This is a genomic window from Pseudomonas sp. 05L36 (assembly GCF_056398125.1).
This window is the reverse complement of the sequence record NZ_JBFTOU010000013.1, coordinates 1-24,685: the sequence shown is the minus strand read 5'-3', so window position 1 is coordinate 24,685 and position 24,685 is coordinate 1. Positions and strand designations below refer to the sequence as shown.

At 60.6% G+C, this 24,685-nt stretch carries 21 protein-coding genes, 2 tRNA genes and 1 pseudogene; 18 read left to right on the top strand and 6 right to left on the bottom strand.

What is annotated here, in order from left to right; all coding sequences use genetic code 11:
• Positions 1 to 170: 170 nt before the first annotated feature.
• From AC1DKH_RS15490 to ychF, 8 genes are all read left to right on the top strand, one after another.
• Positions 171 to 1,895: a tetratricopeptide repeat protein gene (locus tag AC1DKH_RS15490; protein WP_477754150.1), complete on the top strand. Its 1,725-nt coding sequence runs from the start codon at positions 171 to 173 to the stop codon at positions 1,893 to 1,895.
• Between the two features lie 4 nt (positions 1,896 to 1,899).
• Positions 1,900 to 2,517: a lipoprotein insertase outer membrane protein LolB gene (lolB, locus tag AC1DKH_RS15485; protein ID WP_477754151.1), complete on the top strand. Its 618-nt coding sequence runs from the start codon at positions 1,900 to 1,902 to the stop codon at positions 2,515 to 2,517.
• Between the two features lies 1 nt (position 2,518).
• Positions 2,519 to 3,370, top strand: coding sequence for a 4-(cytidine 5'-diphospho)-2-C-methyl-D-erythritol kinase (ispE, locus tag AC1DKH_RS15480; protein WP_477754152.1), 852 nt, complete (start codon positions 2,519 to 2,521; stop codon positions 3,368 to 3,370).
• A 36-nt stretch (positions 3,371 to 3,406) separates the two neighbouring features.
• Positions 3,407 to 3,481: transfer RNA gene (locus AC1DKH_RS15475), tRNA-Gln, on the top strand.
• 46 nt (positions 3,482 to 3,527) lie between these two features.
• The gene (locus AC1DKH_RS15470; RefSeq protein WP_003208392.1) at positions 3,528 to 4,469 is read left to right on the top strand and encodes a ribose-phosphate pyrophosphokinase; all 942 of its coding nucleotides are present in this window, start codon (positions 3,528 to 3,530) and stop codon (positions 4,467 to 4,469) included.
• A gap of 142 nt (positions 4,470 to 4,611) precedes the next feature.
• Entirely contained in the window at positions 4,612 to 5,211 is a 600-nt protein-coding gene (locus AC1DKH_RS15465; protein WP_008046051.1) for a 50S ribosomal protein L25/general stress protein Ctc, read from the top strand.
• A 169-nt stretch (positions 5,212 to 5,380) separates the two neighbouring features.
• Positions 5,381 to 5,965, top strand: coding sequence for an aminoacyl-tRNA hydrolase (gene pth, locus AC1DKH_RS15460; RefSeq protein ID WP_008153430.1), 585 nt, complete (start codon positions 5,381 to 5,383; stop codon positions 5,963 to 5,965).
• Between the two features lie 22 nt (positions 5,966 to 5,987).
• A complete protein-coding gene (gene ychF, locus AC1DKH_RS15455) occupies positions 5,988 to 7,088 on the top strand; it encodes a redox-regulated ATPase YchF (RefSeq protein WP_223501897.1) in 1,101 nt (366 codons plus the stop codon).
• Positions 7,089 to 7,275: 187 nt separating this feature from the next.
• Here ychF and AC1DKH_RS15450 read toward each other — a convergent pair whose 3' ends face one another.
• Positions 7,276 to 8,493: an MFS transporter gene (locus AC1DKH_RS15450; RefSeq protein ID WP_477754155.1), complete on the bottom strand. Its 1,218-nt coding sequence runs from the start codon at positions 8,491 to 8,493 to the stop codon at positions 7,276 to 7,278.
• Positions 8,494 to 8,825: 332 nt separating this feature from the next.
• On the opposite strand from AC1DKH_RS15450, the gene AC1DKH_RS15445 reads away from it, so the two are divergent.
• A complete protein-coding gene (locus tag AC1DKH_RS15445) occupies positions 8,826 to 10,883 on the top strand; it encodes a methyl-accepting chemotaxis protein (RefSeq protein ID WP_477798600.1) in 2,058 nt (685 codons plus the stop codon).
• Between the two features lie 15 nt (positions 10,884 to 10,898).
• On the opposite strand, the gene AC1DKH_RS15440 is transcribed toward AC1DKH_RS15445, so the two are convergent.
• Positions 10,899 to 11,804 carry a LysR substrate-binding domain-containing protein gene (locus AC1DKH_RS15440; protein ID WP_477798599.1) on the bottom strand — a complete coding sequence of 302 codons (906 nt, stop codon included), beginning with the start codon at positions 11,802 to 11,804 and terminating at the stop codon, positions 10,899 to 10,901.
• Positions 11,805 to 12,032: 228 nt separating this feature from the next.
• Here AC1DKH_RS15440 and AC1DKH_RS15435 point away from each other — a divergent pair, with 228 nt between their 5' ends.
• The 6 genes from AC1DKH_RS15435 (at position 12,033) to AC1DKH_RS15410 (ending at position 17,646) form a co-directional block, all read left to right on the top strand.
• Complete coding sequence (locus AC1DKH_RS15435) at positions 12,033 to 13,151, top strand: ABC transporter ATP-binding protein (RefSeq protein ID WP_477798598.1); 1,119 nt, start codon at positions 12,033 to 12,035, stop codon at positions 13,149 to 13,151.
• 15 nt (positions 13,152 to 13,166) lie between these two features.
• Positions 13,167 to 14,087 (top strand): ABC transporter permease, encoded by a 921-nt coding sequence (locus tag AC1DKH_RS15430; RefSeq protein WP_477762628.1) that lies wholly within the window; start codon positions 13,167 to 13,169, stop codon positions 14,085 to 14,087.
• Positions 14,087 to 14,893: an ABC transporter permease gene (locus tag AC1DKH_RS15425; protein WP_007981818.1), complete on the top strand. Its 807-nt coding sequence runs from the start codon at positions 14,087 to 14,089 to the stop codon at positions 14,891 to 14,893. Before AC1DKH_RS15430 ends, AC1DKH_RS15425 begins: the two co-directional genes overlap by 1 nt.
• Positions 14,894 to 14,920: 27 nt before the next feature.
• On the top strand, positions 14,921 to 15,967 hold the full coding sequence (locus tag AC1DKH_RS15420) for an ABC transporter substrate-binding protein (RefSeq protein ID WP_477788578.1): 1,047 nt from the start codon (positions 14,921 to 14,923) through the stop codon (positions 15,965 to 15,967).
• Positions 15,968 to 16,027: 60 nt separating this feature from the next.
• Positions 16,028 to 17,482: an amidase gene (locus AC1DKH_RS15415; protein ID WP_477798597.1), complete on the top strand. Its 1,455-nt coding sequence runs from the start codon at positions 16,028 to 16,030 to the stop codon at positions 17,480 to 17,482.
• Between the two features lie 87 nt (positions 17,483 to 17,569).
• A tRNA-Met gene (locus AC1DKH_RS15410) sits at positions 17,570 to 17,646 on the top strand.
• A gap of 154 nt (positions 17,647 to 17,800) precedes the next feature.
• Here AC1DKH_RS15410 and AC1DKH_RS15405 read toward each other — a convergent pair.
• Positions 17,801 to 18,904: a DUF2817 domain-containing protein gene (locus tag AC1DKH_RS15405; protein WP_477798596.1), complete on the bottom strand. Its 1,104-nt coding sequence runs from the start codon at positions 18,902 to 18,904 to the stop codon at positions 17,801 to 17,803.
• Positions 18,905 to 19,070: 166 nt separating this feature from the next.
• Here AC1DKH_RS15405 and ggt point away from each other — a divergent pair, with 166 nt between their 5' ends.
• On the top strand, positions 19,071 to 20,903 hold the full coding sequence (ggt, locus tag AC1DKH_RS15400; RefSeq protein WP_477798595.1) for a gamma-glutamyltransferase: 1,833 nt from the start codon (positions 19,071 to 19,073) through the stop codon (positions 20,901 to 20,903).
• Positions 20,904 to 20,982: 79 nt separating this feature from the next.
• Here ggt and ddlA read toward each other — a convergent pair whose 3' ends face one another.
• Entirely contained in the window at positions 20,983 to 22,077 is a 1,095-nt protein-coding gene (ddlA, locus tag AC1DKH_RS15395) for a D-alanine--D-alanine ligase (RefSeq protein WP_477798594.1), read from the bottom strand.
• A 165-nt stretch (positions 22,078 to 22,242) separates the two neighbouring features.
• Here ddlA and AC1DKH_RS15390 point away from each other — a divergent pair, with 165 nt between their 5' ends.
• Together AC1DKH_RS15390 and AC1DKH_RS15385 are read left to right on the top strand one after the other, a co-directional pair.
• A complete protein-coding gene (locus AC1DKH_RS15390; protein WP_477798639.1) occupies positions 22,243 to 23,052 on the top strand; it encodes an AraC family transcriptional regulator in 810 nt (269 codons plus the stop codon).
• A gap of 76 nt (positions 23,053 to 23,128) precedes the next feature.
• Entirely contained in the window at positions 23,129 to 23,497 is a 369-nt protein-coding gene (locus AC1DKH_RS15385) for a cupin domain-containing protein (protein WP_477762622.1), read from the top strand.
• A gap of 12 nt (positions 23,498 to 23,509) precedes the next feature.
• On the opposite strand, the gene AC1DKH_RS15380 is transcribed toward AC1DKH_RS15385, so the two are convergent.
• Positions 23,510 to 24,109, bottom strand: a complete 600-nt coding sequence (locus AC1DKH_RS15380) for a flavin reductase family protein (RefSeq protein WP_477756074.1) — start codon at positions 24,107 to 24,109, stop codon at positions 23,510 to 23,512.
• A gap of 223 nt (positions 24,110 to 24,332) precedes the next feature.
• Positions 24,333 to 24,512, bottom strand: a pseudogene (locus AC1DKH_RS15375) (phospholipase); the annotation flags it as partial.
• Positions 24,513 to 24,685: the final 173 nt, after the last annotated feature.

The window sequence follows — 24,685 nt, the reverse complement described above, 5'->3', positions numbered from 1 at the left end:
GCTGCCGAAGGCTGCGATCTTTTGCCTTCAAAGATCAAGATCAAAAGATCGCAGCCTTCGGCAGCTCCTACACGGGGACCGGTGTTCTCGGGAAAATGCCAGGCCGGTTATGTTTGGCCGAAAGCTTGTGTCATGATGATCCGACCGCAGGTTAGTCGTCCTCTTCCTATATGAATAGATCTTCCGCGTTGCTCCTCGCTTTTGTCTTCCTCAGCGGCTGCCAGGCCTTGGCACCCGTTCCGTCGGACGGTACGTCGCCGGTTGAAGACAGCACCCCGGTCCCTGAAAAGCCCAAGGTCTACAGCTCATTCAGCGAGGACACCATCTTCAGCCTGTTGAGCGCCGAACTGGCTGGCCAGCGCAATCGTTTCGACATTGCCCTGGACAACTATGTGACCCAGGCCATCAATACCCAGGATCCGGGCATTTCCGAGCGGGCATTCCGTATCGCCGAATATCTGGGCGCCGATCAGGCAGCCCTGGACACCGCGCTGATCTGGGCCAAAAACGCCCCCAACGACCTCGAAGCGCAACGCGCCGCCGCCGTGCAACTGGCACGCGCCGGGCGTTATGACGACTCCATGGTCTATATGGAGAAAGTCCTGCAAGGCAAGGGTGACACGCATTTCGACTTCCTCGCGCTGTCCGCGGCCGACACCGACCAGGACACCCGCAACGGCTTGATGAAAAGCTTCGACCGTTTGTTGCAGCGTCATCCGGACAACAGCCAGCTGATTTTCGGCAAGGCGCTGCTGATGCAACAGGATGGCGATACCAAAGGCGCGCTGAAGCTGCTGGAAAACAATCCGCCGGACGACGGCGAAATTGCCCCGATTCTGCTGCGTGCACGCCTGTTGCAAACCCTGAATCGCGGTGACGAGGCCTTGCCGCTGCTGCAAAAAAGCATCAAGAAATACCCGGACGACAAGCGCCTGCGCCTGACTTATGCGCGGATGCTGGTTGAACAGAACCGTATGGACGACGCCAAGGCCGAGTTCTCGAGCCTGGTTCAGCAATACCCGGAGGACGACGAACTGCGTTACTCCCTGGCACTGGTCTGCCTGGAAGCCAAGGCCTGGAACGAGGCCAAGGGTTACCTGGAAGACCTGATCGCCCGGGAAAGCCACGTCGACTCGGCGCACCTGAATCTCGGTCGCATCGCCGAAGAACAAAATGACCCGCAAGGCGCGCTGATTGAATACGCCAAGGTTGGCCCGGGCAGCGACTTCCTGCCGGCGCAATTGCGTCAGGCCGACATCCTGATGAACAACGGCAGGACCGCCGAAGCCCAACGCAAGCTGGCGGCAGAGCGCGACGAGCAGCCGGATTACGCGATCCAGTTGTACCTGATCGAAGCCGAAACCCTGTCTGCCAACAATCAGGGCGACAAGGCCTGGAATGTTCTGCAACAAGCCTTGCAGCAATATCCGGACGATTTGAACCTGCTCTACACCCGCGCCATGCAGGCGGAAAAACGCAATGACCTGGCGCAGATGGAAAAAGACCTGCGCACGATCATCAAGCGCGACCCGGACAATGCCATGGCGTTGAACGCCCTCGGCTACACCCTGTCCGACCGCACCACGCGCTACGCCGAAGCCAAGGCCCTGATCGAACAGGCGCACCAGATCAGTCCGGAAGACCCGGCGGTACTCGACAGCCTTGGCTGGGTGAATTACCGCATGGGCAATCTCGACGAAGCCGAGCGCCTGTTGCGTCAAGCCCTGGATCGCTTCCCCGATCAGGAAGTCGCCGCTCACCTGGGCGAAGTCCTGTGGGCCAACGGCAAACAGCGCGAAGCCAAACAGATCTGGGGCAAGTTCCTCAAGGAACAACCCGACAGCCCGACCCTGCGCGGCACCATCAAACGCCTGACCGGATCAGAGACTCTTTAAGATTATGTTTTTGCGCCATTTCATCGTTTTCAGTTTTATCGCCCTACTTGCCGGTTGCGCGGGCCTGGGTCCACGCGAATCGGTCGAGGGGCACGGCAATCCCGCCCAGTGGCGCGAGCACAAAGAGCAACTCACTGCCCTCGATGGCTGGCAGATCGACGGCAAGATCGGCATCCGCGCCCCGAAAGACTCGGGCAGTGGCACGCTGTTCTGGTTGCAGCGCCAGGATTACTACGACATTCGCCTGTCCGGTCCGTTAGGCCGCGGCGCGGCTCGCCTGACCGGACGTCCGGGCAAGGTGTCGCTGGAGGTTGCCAACCAGGGACGTTACGACGCGCCGAATCCGGAAGTGCTGCTCGAAGAACAGCTGGGCTGGAAGTTGCCGGTGTCCAACCTGGCCTGGTGGGTGCGTGGGCTTCCGTCTCCGGACAGCAAAAGTCGCCTGACACTGGATGCCGACAGTCGCCTGGCCAACCTCGAACAGGATGGCTGGCAGGTCGAATACACCGACTACACCCAGCAAAACGGTTACTGGCTGCCCGAGCGAATCAAGCTGCATGGCTCCGACCTTGACGTCACACTGGTGATCAAGGCCTGGCAACCACGCAAACTGGGGTCATGACATGCCAGCCAATCGCCTGACTTTGCCATCTCCGGCCAAACTCAATTTGATGCTGCACATTCTGGGGCGCCGCGAAGACGGCTACCACGAACTGCAGACGATGTTTCAGTTTCTCGATTACGGCGACGAAATCACCTATGCCCTGCGCGATGACGGTGTCATCCGACTGCACACCGAATTCCCAGGCGTCCCCCACGACAGCAACCTGATCGTCAAGGCCGCGAAAAAACTTCAGGAGCAGTCCGCTTGCTCGCTGGGCGTCGATATCTGGATCGACAAGATCCTGCCCATGGGCGGTGGTATCGGTGGCGGCAGTTCGAATGCCGCAACGACTTTGCTCGGCCTCAATCACCTGTGGCAATTGGGCTGGGATGAAGATCACCTGGCTGGCCTGGGGTTGACGCTGGGCGCCGACGTCCCGGTTTTCGTACGTGGCCACGCGGCTTTTGCCGAGGGCGTGGGGGAGAAACTGACCCCTGTCGACCCGGAAGAACCGTGGTATCTCGTGCTGGTGCCGCAAGTCTCTGTAAGTACGGCAGAAATTTTTTCAGATCCGTTGTTGACACGTAACACTCCTCCCATTAAAGTGCGCCCCGTTCCCAAGGGAAACAGTCGTAATGACTGCTTGCCGGTGGTAACAAGGCGTTATCCAGAGGTACGTAACGCTTTGAATTTGTTAGGTAAATTTACCGAAGCAAAACTCACCGGAACTGGAAGTTGTGTGTTTGGGGGCTTCCCAAGCAAAGCTGAAGCTGATAAAGTCTCGGCCCTTCTTACAGAGACCCTTACAGGTTTTGTAGCAAAAGGAAGCAACGTTTCGATGTTGCATCGCAAGCTTCAAGGTCTGCTCTAAAGGAACCGATTACTGGGTAATCGTTGCAACAGATACAGGGGCGTCGCCAAGCGGTAAGGCAGCAGGTTTTGATCCTGCCATGCGTTGGTTCGAATCCAGCCGCCCCTGCCATTTTCCTATACTCATCCAGGTTACCCTCAGCCTTCAGGTACTGCGCGTGTCCAAGATGATGGTCTTTACGGGGAACGCTAACCCCGATCTGGCTCGGCGTGTCGTACGTCAGCTGCATATCCCTCTCGGTGACATCTCTGTCGGTAAATTCTCCGATGGCGAAATTACAGCCGAGATCAATGAAAACGTCCGCGGTAAAGACGTTTTCATTATTCAGCCGACTTGCGCTCCGACCAACGATAACCTGATGGAACTGGTAGTGATGGCTGATGCCTTCCGCCGCTCCTCGGCTACTCGTATCACTGCTGTTATTCCTTACTTTGGTTATGCCCGTCAGGATCGCCGTCCGCGTTCCGCACGTGTGGCTATCAGCGCGAAAGTCGTGGCTGACATGCTTACCGTAGTCGGCATCGACCGTGTTCTCACGGTTGATCTGCATGCTGACCAAATCCAGGGTTTCTTCGATATTCCGGTAGATAACATCTACGGCTCCCCGGTTCTGGTGGATGACATCGAAGATCAGCGCTTCGAAAACCTGATGATCGTGTCCCCGGACATTGGTGGCGTCGTGCGTGCACGTGCCGTTGCCAAATCCCTGGGCGTGGATCTCGGGATCATCGACAAACGCCGTGAGAAAGCCAATCACTCTGAAGTGATGCATATCATCGGTGATGTCGAAGGGCGTACCTGTATTCTGGTCGATGACATGGTCGATACCGCCGGCACCCTGTGCCACGCGGCCAAGGCCTTGAAAGAGCATGGCGCTGCCAAGGTTTTCGCCTACTGCACACACCCTGTGCTGTCCGGTCGGGCGATCGAAAACATCGAAAATTCCATGCTGGATGAACTGGTGGTGACTAACACCATCCCGTTGTCCGCTGCTGCACAAGCCTGCTCGCGTATCCGTCAACTGGATATCGCGCCGGTAGTTGCCGAGGCGGTTCGCCGCATCAGCAATGAAGAATCGATCAGCGCGATGTTCCGCTAAGGGCCCTGCCCTTCTCGAAATGTCTCGTTGACGAAAAGCGCCCCGCCCCGGCATTCCTGTCGGGGCGGGGCTTTTTTGCCCATATCGCCTTTAGCGCTGGTCGCAAACGCTGGGGCGAATGTGGTTATTTTGGAGATACAACATGAACGATTTTACCCTGAATGCTGAAGTGCGTTCCGACCTGGGGAAAGGTGCGAGCCGCCGCCTGCGTCGTCTCGCAAGCCTGGTTCCAGCTGTAGTTTACGGTGGCGAAAAAGCCCCTGAATCCATCAGCATGCTGGCCAAAGAAGTTGCCAAACTGCTCGAAAACGAAGCGGCTTACAGCCACATCATCGAGCTGAACGTTGGTGGCACCAAGCAGAACGTCGTGATCAAAGCCCTGCAGCGTCACCCGGCCAAAGGCCACGTGATGCACGCTGACTTCGTACGCGTAGTAGCTGGCCAGAAACTGACCGCTATCGTTCCAGTGCACTTCATCAACGAAGAAGCACCGACCAAGAAAGGCGGCGAAATCTCGCACGTTGTTGCCGAGATCGAAGTTTCCTGCCTGCCGAAAGATCTGCCTGAGTTCATCGAAGTCGACCTGGCTAACGCTGAAATCGGTTCGATCATTCACCTGTCGGACCTCAAGGCTCCTAAAGGCGTTGAGTTCGTGGCCCTGGCACACGGCGATGACAAGGCTGTTGCCAACGTCCACGCTCCACGTGTTGCTCCAGAAGCTGCAGAAGGCGCTGCAGAGTAATTTTACTCTGTACGCCGGAGTGACCGGAAACATCGCGGACTAGAGCATAGCGAGAAAGCGGGCGAGAACGCGGAGTTTACATCATGGTAAATGAGCAATTTTCGTCCACTTTCGCCGCTCTCCCTGATTGCGGCGATGTTTTCCACCACTCCAATGAAGGGCCCCTATCGTGACTGCCATCAAACTGATCGTTGGCCTGGGAAATCCAGGCGCTGAATACGAACAGACCCGGCATAACGCAGGGGCCCTTTTTGTTGAGCGCATCGCGAACGCACAAGGCGTGAACCTTGTGGCGGACCGCAAATATTTTGGCCTGACCGGGCGCTATTCGCATCAGGGTCAGGATGTTCGTCTGCTGATTCCCACCACGTACATGAACCGCAGCGGCCAGGCCGTAGCGGCACTCGCCGGTTTCTTCCGCATCACGCCTGAAGAAATCCTCGTGGCGCACGACGAACTCGACCTGCCACCCGGCGTTGCCAAGCTCAAGCAGGGCGGCGGCCATGGCGGTCACAACGGGTTGCGCGACATCATTGCGCAACTGGGCAATCAGAATACCTTTCATCGCTTGCGGCTTGGCATTGGCCACCCGGGCGTTGCCAGTATGGTTTCAAATTTCGTCCTGGGTCGTGCGCCACGCGCCGAACAGGAAAAACTCGATGCCAGCATCGACTTTGCCCTCGGCGTGCTGCCGGATATCCTCGCCGGGGAATGGAACCGCGCGATGAAAAACCTGCACAGCCAGAAGGCCTGACTCTTATCCGAGGGGAAACACCATGGGATTCAATTGCGGCATCGTCGGCCTGCCTAACGTCGGCAAGTCCACCCTGTTCAACGCCCTGACCAAATCCGGGATCGCGGCCGAGAACTTCCCCTTCTGCACCATCGAGCCGAACAGCGGTATCGTGCCGATGCCGGATCCGCGTCTGGAAGCTCTGGCAGCCATCGTCAATCCAAAGCGCATCCTGCCGACCACCATGGAGTTCGTCGACATTGCGGGCCTGGTAGCCGGTGCGTCGAAAGGCGAAGGCCTGGGCAACAAGTTTTTGGCCAACATCCGTGAAACCGATGCCATCGCCCACGTGGTCCGCTGCTTCGAAGACGAGAACGTGATTCACGTTTCCAACAGCGTCGACCCGAAACGCGACATCGAAATCATCGAGCTGGAACTGATCTTCGCCGACCTCGACAGCTGCGAGAAGCAACTGCAGAAAGTCGCGCGTAACGCCAAGGGCGGTGACAAGGATGCAGTGGTCCAGAAAGGCCTGCTGGAGCAACTGATCGCTCACTTCACCGAAGGCAAGCCAGCGCGCAGCCTGATGAAGAACATGGGCACCGACGAGAAAGCGGTGATCAAGGGCTTCCACCTGCTGACCACCAAGCCGGTCATGTACATCGCCAACGTCGCTGAAGACGGTTTCGAGAACAACCCGCACCTGGACGTTGTACGCGCCATCGCTGAAGAAGAAGGCGCCGTGGTTGTACCGGTGTGCAACAAGATCGAAGCGGAAATCGCCGAACTCGATGACGGCGAAGAGAAAGACATGTTCCTCGAAGCCCTGGGCCTCGAAGAGCCTGGCCTGAACCGCGTGATCCGTGCCGGCTACGAAATGCTGCACCTGCAGACCTACTTCACCGCTGGTGTCGAAGAAGTCCGCGCCTGGACCGTCCGCGTCGGCGCCACCGCACCACAAGCCGCTGGCGTGATCCACACCGACTTCGAAAAAGGCTTCATCCGCGCCGAAGTGATCGCCTACAACGACTTCATCCAATACAAGGGCGAAGCCGGTACCAAGGAAGCCGGTAAATGGCGTCTGGAAGGCAAGGACTACATCGTCAAAGACGGCGACGTGATGCACTTCCGCTTCAACGTGTAAGCCGCAACGCCCAAGAAAAAGCCGCGTTTGATACGCGGCTTTTTTGTGCCTGATACATTCATCCGCCACACCACCGAACCACTGTGGGAGCGAGCTTGCTCGCGATAGCGGACTGTCAGCCAACTGATCTGCAAGCTGATACACCGTCATCGCGAGCAAGCTCGCTCCCACAGGGATTTGTGTTGGGTCAGGTCTTCTTCGTGCGCGGCAGGAAGATCGCCAACACCCCGAACAACGGCAGGAACGAACACAGGTAGTACACGTATTCGATACCGCGAATGTCCGCCAAATGCCCAAGCAGCGCCGCGCCAATCCCGCCGAAGCCGAACATCAAGCCGAAGAATACCCCGGCGATCATCCCGACATTACCCGGCACCAGTTCCTGGGCGTACACCACGATGGCCGAGAACGCCGAGGCGAGGATGAAGCCGATGACCACGCTGAGGATGCTGGTCCAGAACAGGTCGACATGGGGCAGCAGCAGTGTGAAGGGTGCAACACCGAGGATCGAGAACCAGATCACTGCCTTGCGCCCGATCCTGTCGCCAATCGGCCCGCCAAAGAATGTCCCCGCGGCTACTGCGCCGAGAAACAGGAACAGGTGCAGCTGCGAGCTGGCCACCGACAGGTCGAACTTCTCGATCAGGTAGAACGTGAAGTAGCTGGTGAGGCTGGCCATGTAGAAATACTTGGAGAACACCAGCAATCCGAGCACGACCAACGCGCTGGTCACTCGGCCCTTGGACAGGCCGTGAGTCGCCGCCTGGCCTTGCTTGAGCTTGAACAGGTTCAAGTGGTTGGCGTACCAGCGGCTGATCCGGTAGAGCACGAACAGCGCAAACACCGCGAACAGGCCGAACCACGCCACGTGCCCTTGGCCATAGGGAATGATGATCGCCGCCGCCAGTAACGGGCCGAACGCCGAGCCTGCATTACCGCCGACCTGGAAGGTCGATTGCGCCAGCCCGAAGCGCCCGCCTGAAGCCAGGCGCGCCACGCGGGACGCTTCCGGGTGGAAGGTCGATGAACCGATGCCGATCAAGCCTGCCGCCAGCAGAATCAACGGAAAGCTGCCGACCACCGACATCATCAGAATCCCAACCAGGGTGCAGACCGTCCCCGCCGGCAACAACCACGGCTTGGGATGGCGGTCGGTGTAGTAACCGACCCACGGCTGCAACAGCGAGGCCGTCAACTGGAACGTCAGGGTGATCAGGCCGACCTGGGTGAAGGTCAGGCCATAGTTGGCCTTGAGCATCGGATAGATCGACGGCAGCACCGACTGGATCAGGTCGTTGATCAAATGCGCCAGCGCTACCGCGCCGATGATGCGCATCACCAGGGGACTGCTTTGGGGCGTAGTGGAGGCCGGCACTGAGCCGGACTGGGCGTTGCTGATAGCCATGGGGGTTTCCGTACAACAGGTGGGTACAAACAGGCAGATGCATCAATGTGCCATTTTTCAGTGCAGCAACGCCATCCCCTTAGCCTGCTAACGACCTCGTTTTTCATCGCCACAACCTTGATGGCGCAAAGCCATGGTCTGAATCTTGCCTTCCTTGTCTGCTTGAACGCGGCCTCCTTACAAAGGAGACCAAGAATGGGAAGTTTCGCCACAGAGTTGGCCTACAGAGCGGACAAGGGTGAACTTTCGAGGCCTTTTAAGAGGGCACGAGTCGGGGGCAACAACCTCCGGCGCACGCCAATGGTGCGTGGTGTCCAGAGGAGTCATGGGGCATGCAGGCTTTTTTATCACCGGGGATCGGGCTGCTGGGGCGCTTCGGCTTCGCACGCAAATTCCAGCTGTTGTTTCTGCTGTTTATCCTGCCGCTGGCCGGCAGCCTGTGGATGATCGGCCAGGACTATCGCGACAAACTCAGCCTGATCTCCGGCGAACGCGCCGGGGTGCGGCAACTGCTGGCGCTTGATGCGCTGGATGACCTGCTCGGCGCCCAGCGTGATCGTGCCGCCCGGTGGCGCGCCACGGAAACCAATCGCCAGCCAACGCCCGCCACCCTCGCCGCGATGGCCGCCTTCGATGCGGTTCAGCCCGCCGTCAGCCAGGCCACTGCCGAGTTGGGCAACGCCCTGCAAAAAGAAAACGCCGAGGGCGAAACCCTGTTGCGTTATCAGGCCCTGCAAACCGCCCTCGATGGCCTCGACTCAAAAAACCTGAGCAACGTTGGCTGGTGGCCCGATGGCTATGATCGCTTCACCAACGCCTTGAGCGCCCTGCAAGCCTTGCGCGAACAGATCGCCATGGACAATCGCCTGACGCTGGCACCGTGGCTGGAGACTTATTTGCTGACGCAGATTTCCACCCAGCATGCGCCGGACCTGATCGAACGGGTCGGTCGTCTGGCGGCGGTGGGTCAGGCCTCGGTGGTGTCAGGGCAGTTCACCCTGCAAAGCCGCCTGCAACTGCGCGACTTGCGCAGCCGCATCGGTGATGCGCGAGAGCAGCTGGTGAAAACCGCAGGCCTGCTCGAAGCGCGCTTGCCCAGCGCCCTGCAAACCTGGGCCGGGCAATACCACGACAGCCTCAAGCGCCTCGATACCGGTCTGAAGGTACTGGATGACGGCGTGTTCGGCGGCAACATCAACCTCAAGCCGGAGGACTTCGAGCGCAGTCTCGATGCCCTGCTCTCCGACCTAGCCTCGTTGCGCCAGCAGTCGCTGGTGTCACTGGATCAACGCCTGGATTACTACCACGACTCGGCGATCCGCCAGTTCATTGTGGTGGCCGCCGTGTTGGGCTGCCTGCTGTTGGCCGCGCTGTATCTGTTCATCTGTTTGCAGGCCTCGATCCGCCGCAGCGCCAGCGGCATCACGGTGCTGGCCGAGGCCTTGCGCGATGGCAATCTGAGCCTGCAAGTGCCGGTTCAAGGCCGGGACGAACTGGCAGTCATCAGTACCGCGCTGAACGTCGCCGTGGTGCAACTGCGCACCAGCCTTCAAGGGGTGGATCACGAAACCCTGCAACTGAGCAACGCGGTGCAAACCCTCAACCATCATTCCAGCGACGCCCTGGGCGAAGTCGAAGCCCAGCAGTTGCAGATCAGCCAGATTGCCGCTGCGGCGACACAACTGGCCGCCACCTCACAAGGGGTGGCCCACAGTTGCGAACAGGCGTCCGGCAGCGCCCAGCACACCCGGCGCATTGCCGCCGAGAGCAGCCGTGACAGCCAGCGCACCACCGCGAGCATCCAGCAACTCAATCAACGCCTGAATGAAACGGCGGCAGCGCTGGGACGGGTCAGCGAGCAGGGACAGCAGATTCAACTGGTGGTCGACACCATTCGCGGTGTCGCCGAGCAGACCAACCTGCTGGCCCTCAACGCCGCCATCGAGGCGGCTCGGGCGGGCGAACAAGGGCGCGGCTTCGCAGTGGTGGCCGATGAGGTGCGCAGCCTGTCCCAACGCACGCAATCGTCGACTGCACAGATTGCCGGCACGGTCGACAGCCTGCGCAACACGGTGAATGAGGCCGTCAGCCTGATGCAAGCCGCGTGCAGTCAGGCAGAGAGCGATGCACAAGCGGTCACCGGCCTCGGTGAACGGCTCGGGGAGATCGCCAGCGCGGTACAGAGCGTCACCGATACCCTGGCGCAAATCGCCACGGCGGTGGAGGAACAGGCCAGTACCGCCGACGAGGTCAGCGGCAACATCCAGCAGGTCGATCAAGCGGCGGTGCGCCTTCTTGAAGGTGCCCGCGCGGTGAACCAGGCAGCGGACACCCTGAGCCACGGCAGCAAGGCCCTCAGCGACAACACCGGGCGCTTCCGCTTGAGTTGAGTCCGCCAGGACTTCTCAGGCGCGGATCACCGCTTCCGGGAAGTCCTGCTCCAGCTCGGTCTTGAGCCAGTCGATAAACCACGCCACGTCCGCCGAGAGCTCGGCGGACGGCGTCAGCACCCGGTAGCTTTCCAGCTTCACTTGCGCGTCCACCACCCGCACCAGCTTGCCGCTATGGAGTTCTTCGCGCACCAGCACTTCGTTGGCCAGCGCAATGCCCTGCCCGCTCTCGGCCACCGACAGCGCGTGGTCGTTGTTGACGTAGAGCATGTCCGAATTGAGGTGGATGTCGAGGTCGTTGGCGGCGAACCACAGGTTCCACCACTCGCCGTCATCGACGTGGATCAGGTTGTGTTTGACCAGGTCCGCGGGGCTGTCGATGGGCTCGACGCTGGCCAGATAATCGGGGGAGCAGATCGGAAACACCCGAGGACAAATCAGGCTGGTGCGCGAGTGGGCATATTGGCCGTCCACCCCGTAGACGATGCCCAGGTCAGCGCTTTTGCCATCCACTTCGGTAAAGGTCGAATTGGGTTCGATGGCGAACTTCAAGCCCGGGCGCAGATGACGCATGGCCTCGATGCGCGGCATCAGCCAGCGCTTGGCGAACCCCGGCACCACCATGATGCGCAGCCAGCGCTCGGCGTGTTTGGGCTGCGCCTCTTTTCCGGCCTCGATGATCAGCTGCAAGGCGGCGGTGATCTTGCGGTGGTACTTCTCCCCCGCCGTCGTCAGGTTGACCCCGCGAGAGGTGCGCTCGAACAGTTGGATGCCCAGCCAGTCTTCCAGCAACTTCACGTGACGGCCGATGGCCGGCTGGGTCACGTGCAGGGCCTTGGAGGCTTCGACATAGCTGCCCAACCGGGCCGCGGCATCAAAGGCACGCACCGCGTTGAGCGGCGGCAAACGGTGGTCAGGCATGGTTTTCGGGCGCCTTCTGCTGTTAAATTTTTTAACAGCCCCTATGTTAAAATTGAAGTTTCGCCCCCGCAACCCCTCGCTGATAATCGATCCACAGCAGAACAAAAAAACAGCTGATTACAACACCCGAACGCAATCTCGATCCTGCCCAGAAAAATAATATCCATGGCCCGACGACACAGCTGTTTTCAGCATGTGTGCAGGCGATGGGGGAATCGGAGGTAACGCATGAATGCCCTGCATTCGCTGCAAACGCTGGCGGTGTCCATCCGCTCAGTGCGCAAAGTCTACGGTGATCCAAAGACTGGCCCGGTGGCGCTCAAAAGCATCGACCTGGACATTCGCGACAACGAGTTCTTTACCCTTCTCGGCCCTTCGGGCTGCGGCAAAACCACGCTCCTGCGGATGATCGCCGGGTTCGAATTCCCTACCGAAGGCGAGATTCTGCTCTACGGCGAAAACATCGCCGACCGCCCGCCCTTCCAGCGCCCCGTCAACACGGTGTTCCAGCATTACGCGTTGTTCCCGCACATGACCATCGCCGAGAACCTGGCCTTCGGCCTTGAGTCCCACCCGATGGGCAAAGTCCTGAACAAAACGCAAATGGCCGAACGAGTGCGCGAGATGCTCGCCCTGGTGCAGATGGAGCGGTTTGCCAACCGCAAGCCGGCACAACTGTCCGGCGGTCAGCAACAGCGTGTCGCCCTGGCTCGTGCATTGGCGCCGCATCCCAAAGTCTTGCTGCTCGACGAACCGCTCTCGGCGCTGGACCTCAAGCTGCGCCAGGCCATGCGCGAAGAGCTGAAAACCATTCAGGCCCGCACCGGCATCACCTTCATCTTCGTCACCCATGACCAGGAAGAAGCCCTGACCATGTCCGACCGCATCGCCGTGTTGTCCGAAGGCGAGGTGCAGCAGGTCGGTCGTCCGGAAGACATCTACGAACGCCCGCGCAATCGCTTTGTCGCGGACTTCATCGGTGAGACCAACTTCATCGAAGGCACGGTCACCCGCGTCGAAGACGGCCTGGCCTGGTTCTCCGGCCCCGCCGGACATCCGCTGCCTGCACAGCCGTGCAGCGATGTGCGAGTCGGCGCCAACGTCGCATTGTCCGTGCGCCCCGAGCGTTTGCATCTGGTGCCAGCCACCACTGAGACCGCTCTGCCGTGCCGGATCGAAGCGCAGATCTACCTCGGCACCGACCTGCAATACCAGGTCAGCCTGAACGACGGTTCGCGCCTCACCGTGCGCACCCCCAACTGCGTCGACCAGAGCAAACGCTTCGCCGTCGGCAGCCAGGCCGGTCTGTTGTTCGACCAGGGCAGCGCCAGCGTCCTGCACGATTGAGCACGAGGAATTGCCATGCACGCTTTACCGATTGCCAACCCCCTGGAACGTCGGCGGGCCTTCCAGAGCTTTCTCGGTGTCAGCCCCGCGCTGATCGCCATCGGCCTGTTTTTGATCGTGCCGATCCTGATCGTCATCGGCTATTCGCTGATGGAGGCCAACCCCTACGGCGGGGTGAACAAGGTATTCAGCAGTGACGCCTACACCTCGCTGCTGTTCGAGCGGCAACTGGATGACAGCCTGGCCTTCGCCGACTCCTACCTGATCATCGCCCTGCGCTCGATAGGTATCGCCGGGCTGACCACGCTCATTACCCTGTTGATCGGTTTTCCGGTGGCCGTGTGGCTGGCCATGCAACCGGCCCATCGCCGTGGTCTGCTGATCTTCCTGATCACCGTGCCGTTCTGGGCCAACCTGCTGATCCGCACCTATGCGTGGATTCTGCTGCTGCGCAACACCGGGGTGATCAACAACAGCCTGATGGGCCTCGGGGTCATCGACCAGCCATTGCAACTGCTCTACACCGACGGCGCAGTGCTGCTGGGGCTGGTTTACACCTACGCGCCCTTCGTGGTGCTGCCGATCTACGCCACCCTGGAAAAAATGGACATCCGCCTGCTCGAGGCCGCTCAGGACCTCTACGCCGGACGCGTTCGAACCTTGCGCAAGGTGGTGTTACCGATCGCCAAACCAGGAATTCTCGCCGGCGCCATCCTCACCTTCGTGCCTTGCCTGGGCGCGATGATCGCCCCGGAACTGCTCGGCGGCGGCACGCGGATGATGCTCGGCAACCTGATCTTCCGCCAGTTCAGCGATGCGCGTAACTGGCCATTCGGCGCGGCGCTTTCGCTGGTGTTGATGGCGGCGGTGATGTTGGTACTGACGGTTTATGCCTTGCGTGCCGAGCGCCAGCGCATCGCCAAAGGAGGTGCGTGATGATCGGCCTGTTCAAACGCAATACGCTGGGCGTGCAGGACTTCCCCGGCTTCGGCGGCTTCAGTTTCCTGTTCTACCTGTACCTCTACGCACCGATCGTGGTGCTGGTGGTGTTCTCGTTCAACGCCAACCAGTCGGCCACGGTGTGGACCGGTTTCAGCCTCGACTGGTATCGCGCGGCCTTCGCCAACCAGGCCCTGCGCCAGGCGGCCGGCAACAGCCTGTTGATCGCGGTCTGCGCCAGCATGGTCGCCACGGCCATCGCCACCCTCGCCGCCCTCGGCACTTCACGGGGTGCGAAGTTCAAGGGCCTGCAACTGTCCATGGGCGCGATCATGTTGCCCCTGGTGCTGCCGGAAATCGTGGTCGGCGTCGCCACCCTCGCGCTGTTCTCCACCATCGGCCTGTCCCTGGGCTACGGCAACCTGATCATCGCGCACACGGTGTTCTGTATTCCGTTTGCCTTTCTGCCGATACGGGCACGCCTGAACGACATGGACCTGTCCCTGGAACAGGCCTCGGCCGACCTGTATGCCGGCCCATGGCGGACCTTCCGCAAGGTCACCTTGCCGCTGCTGATGCCGGGGATTTTCTCCGGGCTGATGCTGGCCTTCATCGTGTCGCTGGATAACTTCGTGATCTCGATGATGGTCTCCCAGGCCGGCACCACCACCTTGCCGATCTTCATCTTCGGCCTGTTGCGCATGGGCGTGACACCGGACGTCAACGCCGTCTCGACCCTGATCCTGGGCGTCTCGGTGCTGTTCGTCACGCTCTCTTATCTGCTGGGCAAAAAGAAATCCTGAACCTTCTACGCACTGTGGGGAAATAGCATGAGCAAGTTGATTGCAAGCATCGGCACTTCGTTGTTCCTGACTTTACCGCTGACCATGGCCGGCAGCGTTCAGGCCGCGGAAAAGCTCAACGTGGTGAGCTGGAGCGGTTACTTTTCGCCGGAGATTCTCGCCAAATTCCAGAAGCAGACCGGCATCGAAGTCACCGTCGATTCCTACGATTCCAACGAAACCCTGCTGGCCAAATTGAAACAGGGCGGTGCCGGTTATGACGTGGCGATCCCCTCGCACCAGTTCGTGCCGATCCTGATCAAGGAAAAACTGCTGGAGCGTTTCGACCCGGTCAACGAGCCCTACTACGCCAGCGTCGTCGACAACCTGAAAAAACCCACCTGGGACCCGGAAGGCGCCTACTCCGTGCCGTTCATCTGGGGCACCACCAGCGTGGTGCTCAACACCGAGCGCTACAAGGGCCCCACCGACAGCCTCAAGGCGCTTTACGAGCCGCCGGCCGAACTGCAAGGGCGGATCAACATGTTCGACTCGGTCAGCGACGTGGTGGACATGGCCAGCCTGTACCTGAACATTCCGCTGTGCAGTGAAGACCCGAAGCAGATGCAGCAAATCCTGACCCTGCTCAAGGCGCAGAAACCCTTCGTCAAGACCTACAGTTCCAAGGCCGGCTCGATCCGCGAAAACCTCGCCTCGGGTGAAATCGACATGTCGACCTTCTGGGGCGGCTCGTCGATGCGCGCCCGGGAGATGAAACCGAGCCTGAAGTATCTCTACCCGAAAGAAGGTGTGCTGGCCTGGGTCGACAACATGGTCATCCCGACCGGCAGCAAGAACCCGGCGAACGCCAAGGCCTTCATCGCGTTCCTCAGCCAGCCTGAAAACGCGGCGATGACCCAGAACTTCCTCAAGCACCAGAGCCCGATCAAGGGTGTGGAACCCTTCCTCGATGCGGGCCTGAAGGACGCGCCGGAGCTGCACATTCCCGAAGGCACCAACGTGGTGTTCAGCAAGACCTGCGGCGAAGGCGCGATCCGCCTGGCCGACCGTCTCTGGACCAACCTGATGCGTTGATCTCTACCGCCCCGACGCGATGGCGGGGCGTTTTTCCAGCCGTCTGAAAGGCCGCTTGCAATGAACTCTAATAACATCAGCGAACTGGTCCTGTTGCAGGCCCACGAGCTCGCCGAACGCATCCGCCTGCGCCAGGTTTCCTGCCGGGAAGTGATGCAGACTTATCTTGCCCACATCGAACGCTTCAACCCGCTGGTCAATGCGCTGGTGAGCCTGCAAGCGCCAGAAGACCTGCTGGCCCAGGCAGATATCCGCGATGCCGAACTGGCTCGTGGTCAATACAGGGGCTGGATGCACGGCCTGCCCCACGCCATCAAGGACTTGTCCCTGACCCGGGGCATCCGCACCACACTGGGTTCGCCGCTGTACAAGGACTTCATCCCCGAGCGCGACGGCATCATGGTCGAGCGCATCAAGGCCGCCGGCGCGATCATCATCGGCAAGAGCAACACCCCGGAATTCGGTCTCGGCTCGCAAAGCTATAACCCGCTGTTCGGCGCGACCGGTTGCGCCTACGACCCGAGCAAGACCGCCGGCGGCAGCAGCGGGGGCGCGGCGGCGGCGCTGGCCATGCACCTGGTGCCGGTGGCCGACGGCAGCGACATGATGGGCTCGCTGCGCAACCCGGCCGCCTTCAACAACATCTTCGGCTTCCGTCCGTCACAGGGCCGCGTGCCCTTCGATGACAGCGCTGATCTGTTTATCGATCAGCTCGGCTACGAAGGCCCCATGGCTCGCAGCGTGCGCGATGCAGCGTTGCTGTTGTCGGTGCAGGCCGGGGCCGATACGCGGGCGCCACTGTCCATTGCCGAGTCCGGCAGCGCCTTTGCAGCACCACTGGATCGGGACTTCAAAGGCACTCGTCTGGGCTGGCTCGGCGACTTCAACGGCTATCTGCCGATGGAAAAAGGCATCCTCTCATTGTGCGAAAAGGCCTTCGGCGATTTCGAAAGCCTGGGTTGCCATATCGAACCCGTACAGTCCGAATTCGCGCCAGAGAAGCTGTGGAGCAGTTGGCGGACGTTGCGTCACTGGATGGTCGCCGGCTCGTTGGGCGCGACCTATGCCGACCCGCAAAAACGTGCGCTGTTGAAACCGGAAGCCTGCTGGGAAGTGGAGAACGGCCTGAAACTCTCGGCCACCGAGGTGTTTGCCGCCTCGGTGACGCGCAGCGACTGGTATCGGGCGATCTCCAGGCTGTTCGAAAAATACGACTACCTGCTGCTGCCCAGCGCCCAGGTGTTCCCGTTCGATAAAATCCAACCGTGGCCCGCCACCATCGAAGGCGTGACCATGGACACTTATCACCGCTGGATGGAGGTGGTGATTCCCGGCACCTTGTCCGGTTGCCCGGTGGCTAACGTACAGGTCGGCTTCAACGCCAGCAGCCTGCCCATGGGCCTGCAAATCATCGGCAGACACCAGGCCGACTTCGCTGTCCTGCAACTGGCGCACGCGTACGAACAGGCCAGTCGCTGGTTCCAGCGCTGCCCTTCACCCCTGCTCAGAGGATAGATTTTGATAAACGGTTGAAAGCGCAGAGAAATATTTTAGATTTATGCTTGACGCATCCCCGTTACCGGTGAATAATGCGCGCCACTTGGCTACATAGCTCAGTTGGTTAGAGCATAGCATTCATAATGCTGGGGTCCGGGGTTCAAGTCCCTGTGTAGCCACCAAGTACTAAAAACGGCTTACCGCAAGGTAAGCCGTTTTTTTATGCCTGTAGGAGCGAGCTTGCTCCGGGCGGCGTTCCGACGATGAACTCAAGAGCGCCGCGTTTAACCAGTAAACACGCGTTATCGTTAACGACCATCGCGAGCAAGCTCGCTCCTACACTGCCGGCAATGCAGACAACGCCCGCTCCCAGATCTGCCACGTCCGCAGCCAGACCATCGCCTGCCAATCGCTGTCCGCGGGATAGAACTGCTCGAGCAGATTCAGCTTGATCTCGCGCCCTGTTGCGTCATTCGGGTTGCCATGCAGATGCAGCCAGTGATCATCGCGCAGATGACGGTGAACGTCCGGCCCTGGGTAAGTCCCGCACTCAATGACAAACGGCATCAGCCGCACCTGTGGCAGCGCATTGATCAGCGCCTGCGAGGTGTAGCCGGTGGCCGTTGCGGCCACGCCGGTTTCGCTCAGGGTGTCGGCACCGGTTTGCAGGCTGTAGAGCCACGGGCCATAAATCGCCTGCGCATCCGCCAGCGCCGGATAGGCGGACTCGGTGATGGTCAACAACATCGGATGACCGTACTCGCCAGCGCCCGTGTGCAAGTCGAAACACATGGCGACCTCGGCATGGGCCGCGTGCTTTTGCACGATCTTGTGCAGCGTGCGGTTTGACCAGCTCGGCGCCAGCCCGCCGAAAAACAGGCCGTCGGGATGAGCATGCTGACCGCCCTCGACAATCGACATGACTGCCGGCCAGCCGTGCAGGCGGATCTGCTCGTCGAGCAAGGCATCGGCACGATCACGCTGCGGACCGCGCAACTGCGGGCAGGCATAGATTTCATGCAGGGCGTTGTAGGCCTGGTTGTCTGGCAGCGGTCGCTGGAAATCCAGGTGATTGCGGTTCAAGTCGATGTTGTCTTCGTTGACCCGGCGCAACCACGCCATGCCCCAAGGGTTGATGGCATGGATCATGACTACGGCGACATCCGTTGGCAGGGAACGCTTGCCCAACTCCTGCAGCCATTTGATCTGGCAGCCCGAGCCGTAGAAGCCTTCGACCCCGTGAGTGCCGCTCAACGCAATCAACAGGCGCTTGGCGCCCGGCTCACCCAATAGCGCCACATCCGTGCTCAAGGGCTCACCAAACGGCCCTTTGAGCGGGTGTGGATACTCGGTCAAGGTTGCGCCTGCGGCAGTCGCTGCCGCCAGAAACTGTTCGCGCTGAGTGCGATAACTCGGCTGGGTGGGAAACTCGGTCTGCATGTCTGCCTCTTGTTGATCTTCTGGCCTGTCTGTTGGCAACGACCCTACAGAAAATCCTGCCATTGATGAAGGACAAAAACGTCGGTGCCGTGGGACCTGGTTTGCTTCCCTCCCGGTCGGCCGATAAAGTCCATTGATCGTAGATCCAACGGACGGAGTACCCCACGTGTTCTCAACCTTCCCTTTGCGCCGCTATCGCCTGCCAGCCCTGATTCTGCTCGCCAGTGCCTTGAGCCTGGCCGCGTGCCACAACACTTCGCTGCCGACGCTGCCGCTCGCACCGGAAAGCGCTACCGGTTTCCGCACCGACTTGCGCACCCAGCACGCCGAGAAATACATGGCAGCGGCGGCCAACCCACTGGCGGCCGAAGCCGGGCGAGAGATGCTGCGCCGGGGCGGCTCGGCCATCGATGCCGCGATTGCGATGCAAGCGGTGTTGACGCTGGTCGAGCCACAGTCTTCGGGCATCGGTGGCGGCGCATTGATCGTACTCTGGGATGGCAAAGCCGTGCGCACCTACGACGGACGTGAAACCGCCCCGGCCGGCGCCACCGAGAAGCTTTTCCTGCAGGCCAACGGACAACCGATGGGCTTCACCCAGGCGCAGATTGGTGGGCGCTCAGTGGGTACGCCGGGCGTGCTGCGCGCTCTGGAACTGGCCCATCAAAAACACGGACGCCTGCCCTGGGCACAACTGTTTGAACCGGCCATCCAGCTCGCCGAACAAGGCTTCGCCATTTCGCCACGCCTGCACCAGTTGATCGCCGCGGATTCGTCCATGCCGCATTCAGCGGAAGTGATGGCTTACTTCCGAAATGCCGATGGCAGCCCAAAAGCCGTCGGCACAAACCTGAAGAACCCGGCTTTGGCCGCCGTGTTCAAACGCATCGCCCATGAAGGTCCCGATGCCCTGTACAAAGGCCCGGTCGCCGAGGAAATCGCGGCCAAGGTTCAGGGCCACGCCAACCCCGGCAGCCTGTCCCTGACCGACCTCGCCAACTACCAGGCCAAGGAGCGCGCGCCGCTGTGCACCGACTACAAGCGCTGGCAAGTCTGCGGCATGCCGCCGCCATCGTCGGGCGGGATCGCCGTGGCGCAGATCCTCGGCACGCTGCAAGCCCTGGAGACTCGCGACAAGCGCCTGGCGCTGGCGCCGCTGAAACCGGTCAAGACCGCGGCCCCGGCCGGCATCGAACCCGTCCCGCAAGCCGTGCACCTGATCTCTGAAGCCGAGCGCCTGGCCTACGCCGACCGAGCTCAGTACGTCGCCGACACAGACTTTGTACCCGTGCCGGTCAAGGGCCTGGTCGACCCGGCCTACCTCACCAGCCGCGCCGCCCTGATTGGCGAACGTAGCATGGGCACGGCCAAACCCGGCACTCCGCCGGGCATCCGGGTGGCCTATGCGCCGGACCGTTCGCCGCTGCGGATTTCCACCTCGCAAGTGGTGGCCGTCGATGACGCCGGCGGTGCCGTGTCGATGACCACCACCATCGAGTCAGCGTTCGGCTCGCACATCATGGTTCAGGGTTTCATGCTCAACAACGAGATGACCGACTTCTCATTCATCCCCGAGGAAAACGGGCAAAAAGTCGCCAACCGCGTCGAACCCGGCAAACGCCCGCGCTCTTCCATGGCCCCGACCCTGATCTTCGACCGCCAGAGCGGCGAATTCCTCGCCACCGTCGGTTCCCCCGGCGGCTCGCAAATCATCGAATACGTGGCCAAATCCACCATCGGCCTGCTCGACTGGAACCTCGATGCCCAAGCCGCCATTAACCTGCCCAACTTCGGCAGCCGCAACGGCCCGACCGAACTGGAACAGGGGCAGTTCAGCCCGACGCTGGTTCAGGCGCTGAAAGACAAAGGGCACAGCGTGAGCGAAATCGACATGACCAGCGGGACCCAGGCGATTGTTCGGGTCAAGGATGCCCAAGGCAAAGCGTCGCTGACAGGCGGGGCCGATCCGCGGCGTGAGGGGCAAGCGTTGGGGGATTGAGTCGTACGCGGGAATGAGAAAGGGCTTACCGATGGGTAGGCCCTTTTGTTTTATGAGCAAGCGAAAATCAGCCGCTCACTTATCGACTGATCTTCAACCCCTGCCGAACATGGTGCTTTTCCAGCGCCAGCTCGATCAGTCGCGTCACCAGTTCGCTGTAGGTCATGCCGGTGGCCTGCCACAGTTTCGGGTACATGCTGATGCGGGTGAAGCCGGGCAGCGAGTTGATTTCATTGATCAGCACTTCGCCGCTGTCGGTCAGGAACACGTCGACGCGGGCCAGGCCGGAGCAGCCCAGCACCTGGAATGCCTCGACGGCCAAGGCGCGAATGCGCTCGCTGGCCTCGACGCTGATATTGGCCGGCACCACCACTTCAGCCGCCGCGTCGTCGATGTATTTGCTGTCGTAGGAATAGAACCCGCTGCGCACCACGATCTCGCCGCAGCCACTGGCGATGGCGTCTTCATTGCCGAGCACTGCGCACTCAATCTCGCGGCCGCTGACGGCAGATTCGATCAACACCTTGGTATCGAAACTCAAGGCCAACGCCACCGCAGCAATGTACTCAGCCTCGTCGGTGACCTTGCTCACGCCCACGGAAGAACCTTGATTCGCCGGTTTGACGAACAGCGGCAAACCCAACTTGCCCCGCATCTCGGCAAACCCGGTGCGCGCCGCCGTGGCGCGGGTCAATGTCACGAACGGCGTCACGGCCAGGCCGGCATCGCGCAGCAGGCGCTTGCTGATGTCCTTGTCCATGCACACGGCCGAGCCGAGCACATCGGAGCCGACAAACGGCAGATCGGCCATGCGCAGCAAGCCTTGTAGGCAACCGTCTTCCCCGAGGGTGCCGTGGACAATCGGGAAGATCACATCGACGTGGCCGAGCAATTCCTGGCTGGAGGTTTCCACCAGTTGCTGGCTGGCTTTACCCGGCACCACCGCCAGTTCACGATTGGATTGATTGAGGGCGATCAGCGCCGGGTTTTCCTGGTTCAGCAAAAAATTCGAAGGGTCGTTGAGGTGCCAGTGGCCTTGTTTGTCGATGCCAATCAGCACCGGCTCGAAGCGTGAACGATCCAGCGCATCGACGATGTTTTTCGCCGACTGCAGCGACACCTCATGCTCGGCCGAACGGCCCCCGAAAATGATCCCCACGCGCAGCTTGCTCATGACCTGGCCTCATCCTGAAAAATAAAAAACGACCTATAGAGAATGCGCCCCACAGTGCAGCATTAGCCCTTGGTTTTCTAGCGGACAAATCGCCTTCCGATCAGAAGACAGAGAACCGCTGACTGGGTTACCGTGTTGCGCATCAAGCTCAAGACAATCATCACCATGGCCAAGCGTCCGCCTCGCAATGACTGGTTCCATCGCGCGCCCGATGTCGGCGGGCTGCAGCGTTTCGAGGCGTTTTTTTCCGGCCATGGCTACGACCTTCACCGCCACGACACCTATGCCATCGGCCACACCCTGGCCGGGGTGCAGAGTTTTCAATATCGCGGCGGCTGGCGTCACAGCCTGCCCGGCGCAACGATCGTGCTGCACCCGGACGAAGCCCACGATGGCGAGGCCGGCACAGAGTCCGGCTTCCAGTACCGGATGATGTACATCGAACCGGCGCTGATCCAGCAGATGCTCGGCGGGCAAGCGCTGCCATTCATCAAGACCGGGCTGTCGAACGATCCCCGCTTGTTCGCCGCCACGGGCGCGTTGCTGCGCAGCCTGGATTGCCCGCTCGATCCACTGGAAGAACAGGACGCGCTGTTCGATCTGGCGCAAGCCATGAGCACGGTTTCCGGTGCGCCGGGCAAACGCTCGGGTTTTGATTACGTGGCCGCGCAGCGTGCGCGGGAATACATCCACGGCGCTCTGGATCGCACCGTGACCCTGGATGAACTGGCGCAGCACAGTGGTCGGGATCGCTGGAGCCTGTCCCGGGATTTTCGCCTGTTGTTCGGCACCAGCCCCTACCGCTACCTGACCATGCGCCGCCTGGACATGGTCCGTGCGCTGCTGATTCAGGGGCAGAGCCTGGTCAGCGCCGCGCTGATCGCAGGCTTCACCGACCAGAGCCACATGACGCGGCAATTCAGCAAAACCTATGGCCTGTCACCGGCCCGCTGGATGAACATGCAGCGCCGTTGAGCCACGCACAATCGTACAAGAAGCGCGTTGAGTCGCTGGCTATCGTGGGTTCACCAACCACTGCGAGAGCTGTTTCATGAACGCTTACGAAAGCCTGAACTTCGCTGAAAAAATCAGCCGGATCGATTCCCACTGGTCGCCCCGGGTCATCGCCGAAATGAACGACTACCAGTTCAAGGTGGTGAAGCTGCTGGGAGACTTCATCTGGCACGACCACCTCGATACCGACGAAACCTTCATCGTTCTGGAAGGCCAGTTACGCATCGATTTTCGCGATGGCCACGTGCTGGTCAACGCCGGGGAAATGTACGTGGTGCCCAAAGGCGTCGAGCACAAGCCCTGTGCCGAGCAGGAGGTAAAACTCCTGCTGATCGAACCCAAGGGTGTACTGAACACCGGCAACGAAGGTGGTGAGCGCACGGCCGAGAATGATGTGTGGATATGAGCGCTGACCGGCTTACACCTGCAAGGTCTTGCCGTCCACCGGCTCGCCAATGGTCAGGAAGTGCCCGCCCGCCACATGGTGCAAGGTGCGCAAGGCATCTTGCCCTTCGAAGTGCCAGCGGCCTTCGCTGAACACGCGCTCGTCAGCCTGGGCGGCAATCACTTCGGCCAGGAACAGATCGTACTGCTGGTGGTTGTTCGGCTCCGGCAACAGGCGACATTCCAGCCAGGCCACGCAGCCTTCGAGCATCGGCGCATCAACCGACTGACCGGTGAACGTCTGCAAGTCGTAGGTTTCAAACTTGTCGCGCCCCTGGCCCTGGGTCAACTCCAGGCCGGAGGTCGAACCGACGGTCTGCACAATGTCGGCCTGGGCAGCGCACGGGACGTTCAGCACAAAAGTGCCCGAAGCCTCCAGCAACTGGCGAGTCCAGGTGGACTTGTCCAGCACCACGGCAATTTTCGGTGGTTCGAAATCCAGCGGCATGGCCCAGGCTGCCGCCATGATATTGCGCCGGCCACCGTGGGCTGCGCTGACCAGCACGGTCGGGCCATGATTGAGCAGACGATAGGCCCTGGACAAGGGAACCGGACGGCGGTGGGAAGCGCTCATGGAAGTCTGCTCCTGGGGAAATGAGCCGATTGTAGCGACATCCCAAATGAAAAGATCGAAGCCTGCGGCAGCTCCTACAGAGTGATCCAAAGAAACTGGGCCGCTACACTCTGAACTGGCCGCAGTTCTGCTCCCTAATGCCGAGCCCATCGCTCAGGGACAAGTTGGCAATCTTCATATTCTCGCGAACGCGTCGAACGCGTCGAACACTTCCAGCGCCCCCCCGAACCTTGGCGCCTTTTTTGGCCTTGGCCATGAGCAACTCGCCGATGCTCGACGCTTTGCCATCGCGAATGTAGTACATCGACGGCTGAAAGCCCCAGCAGATGATATCAATGGTCTCTTTAGCCGCGGCGATGGCCTCATGCACGGCCTTGAAAGCTTCCTCGCCGTTGATCAACGGCTAATAGGTGGCTCAGGGCGTAGGGGATCGCCCCTACGCACCAGGGGCATCAAGACACCACCTCCTTCACCCGCTCGACCAACCCGCCACTGCGGGTCAGATAGTCGAGCATCTTCTCCATGCGCAGTGCCTCCTCGGCTTTGACAATGGCCTGCTTTTGCTGCGCCACGACC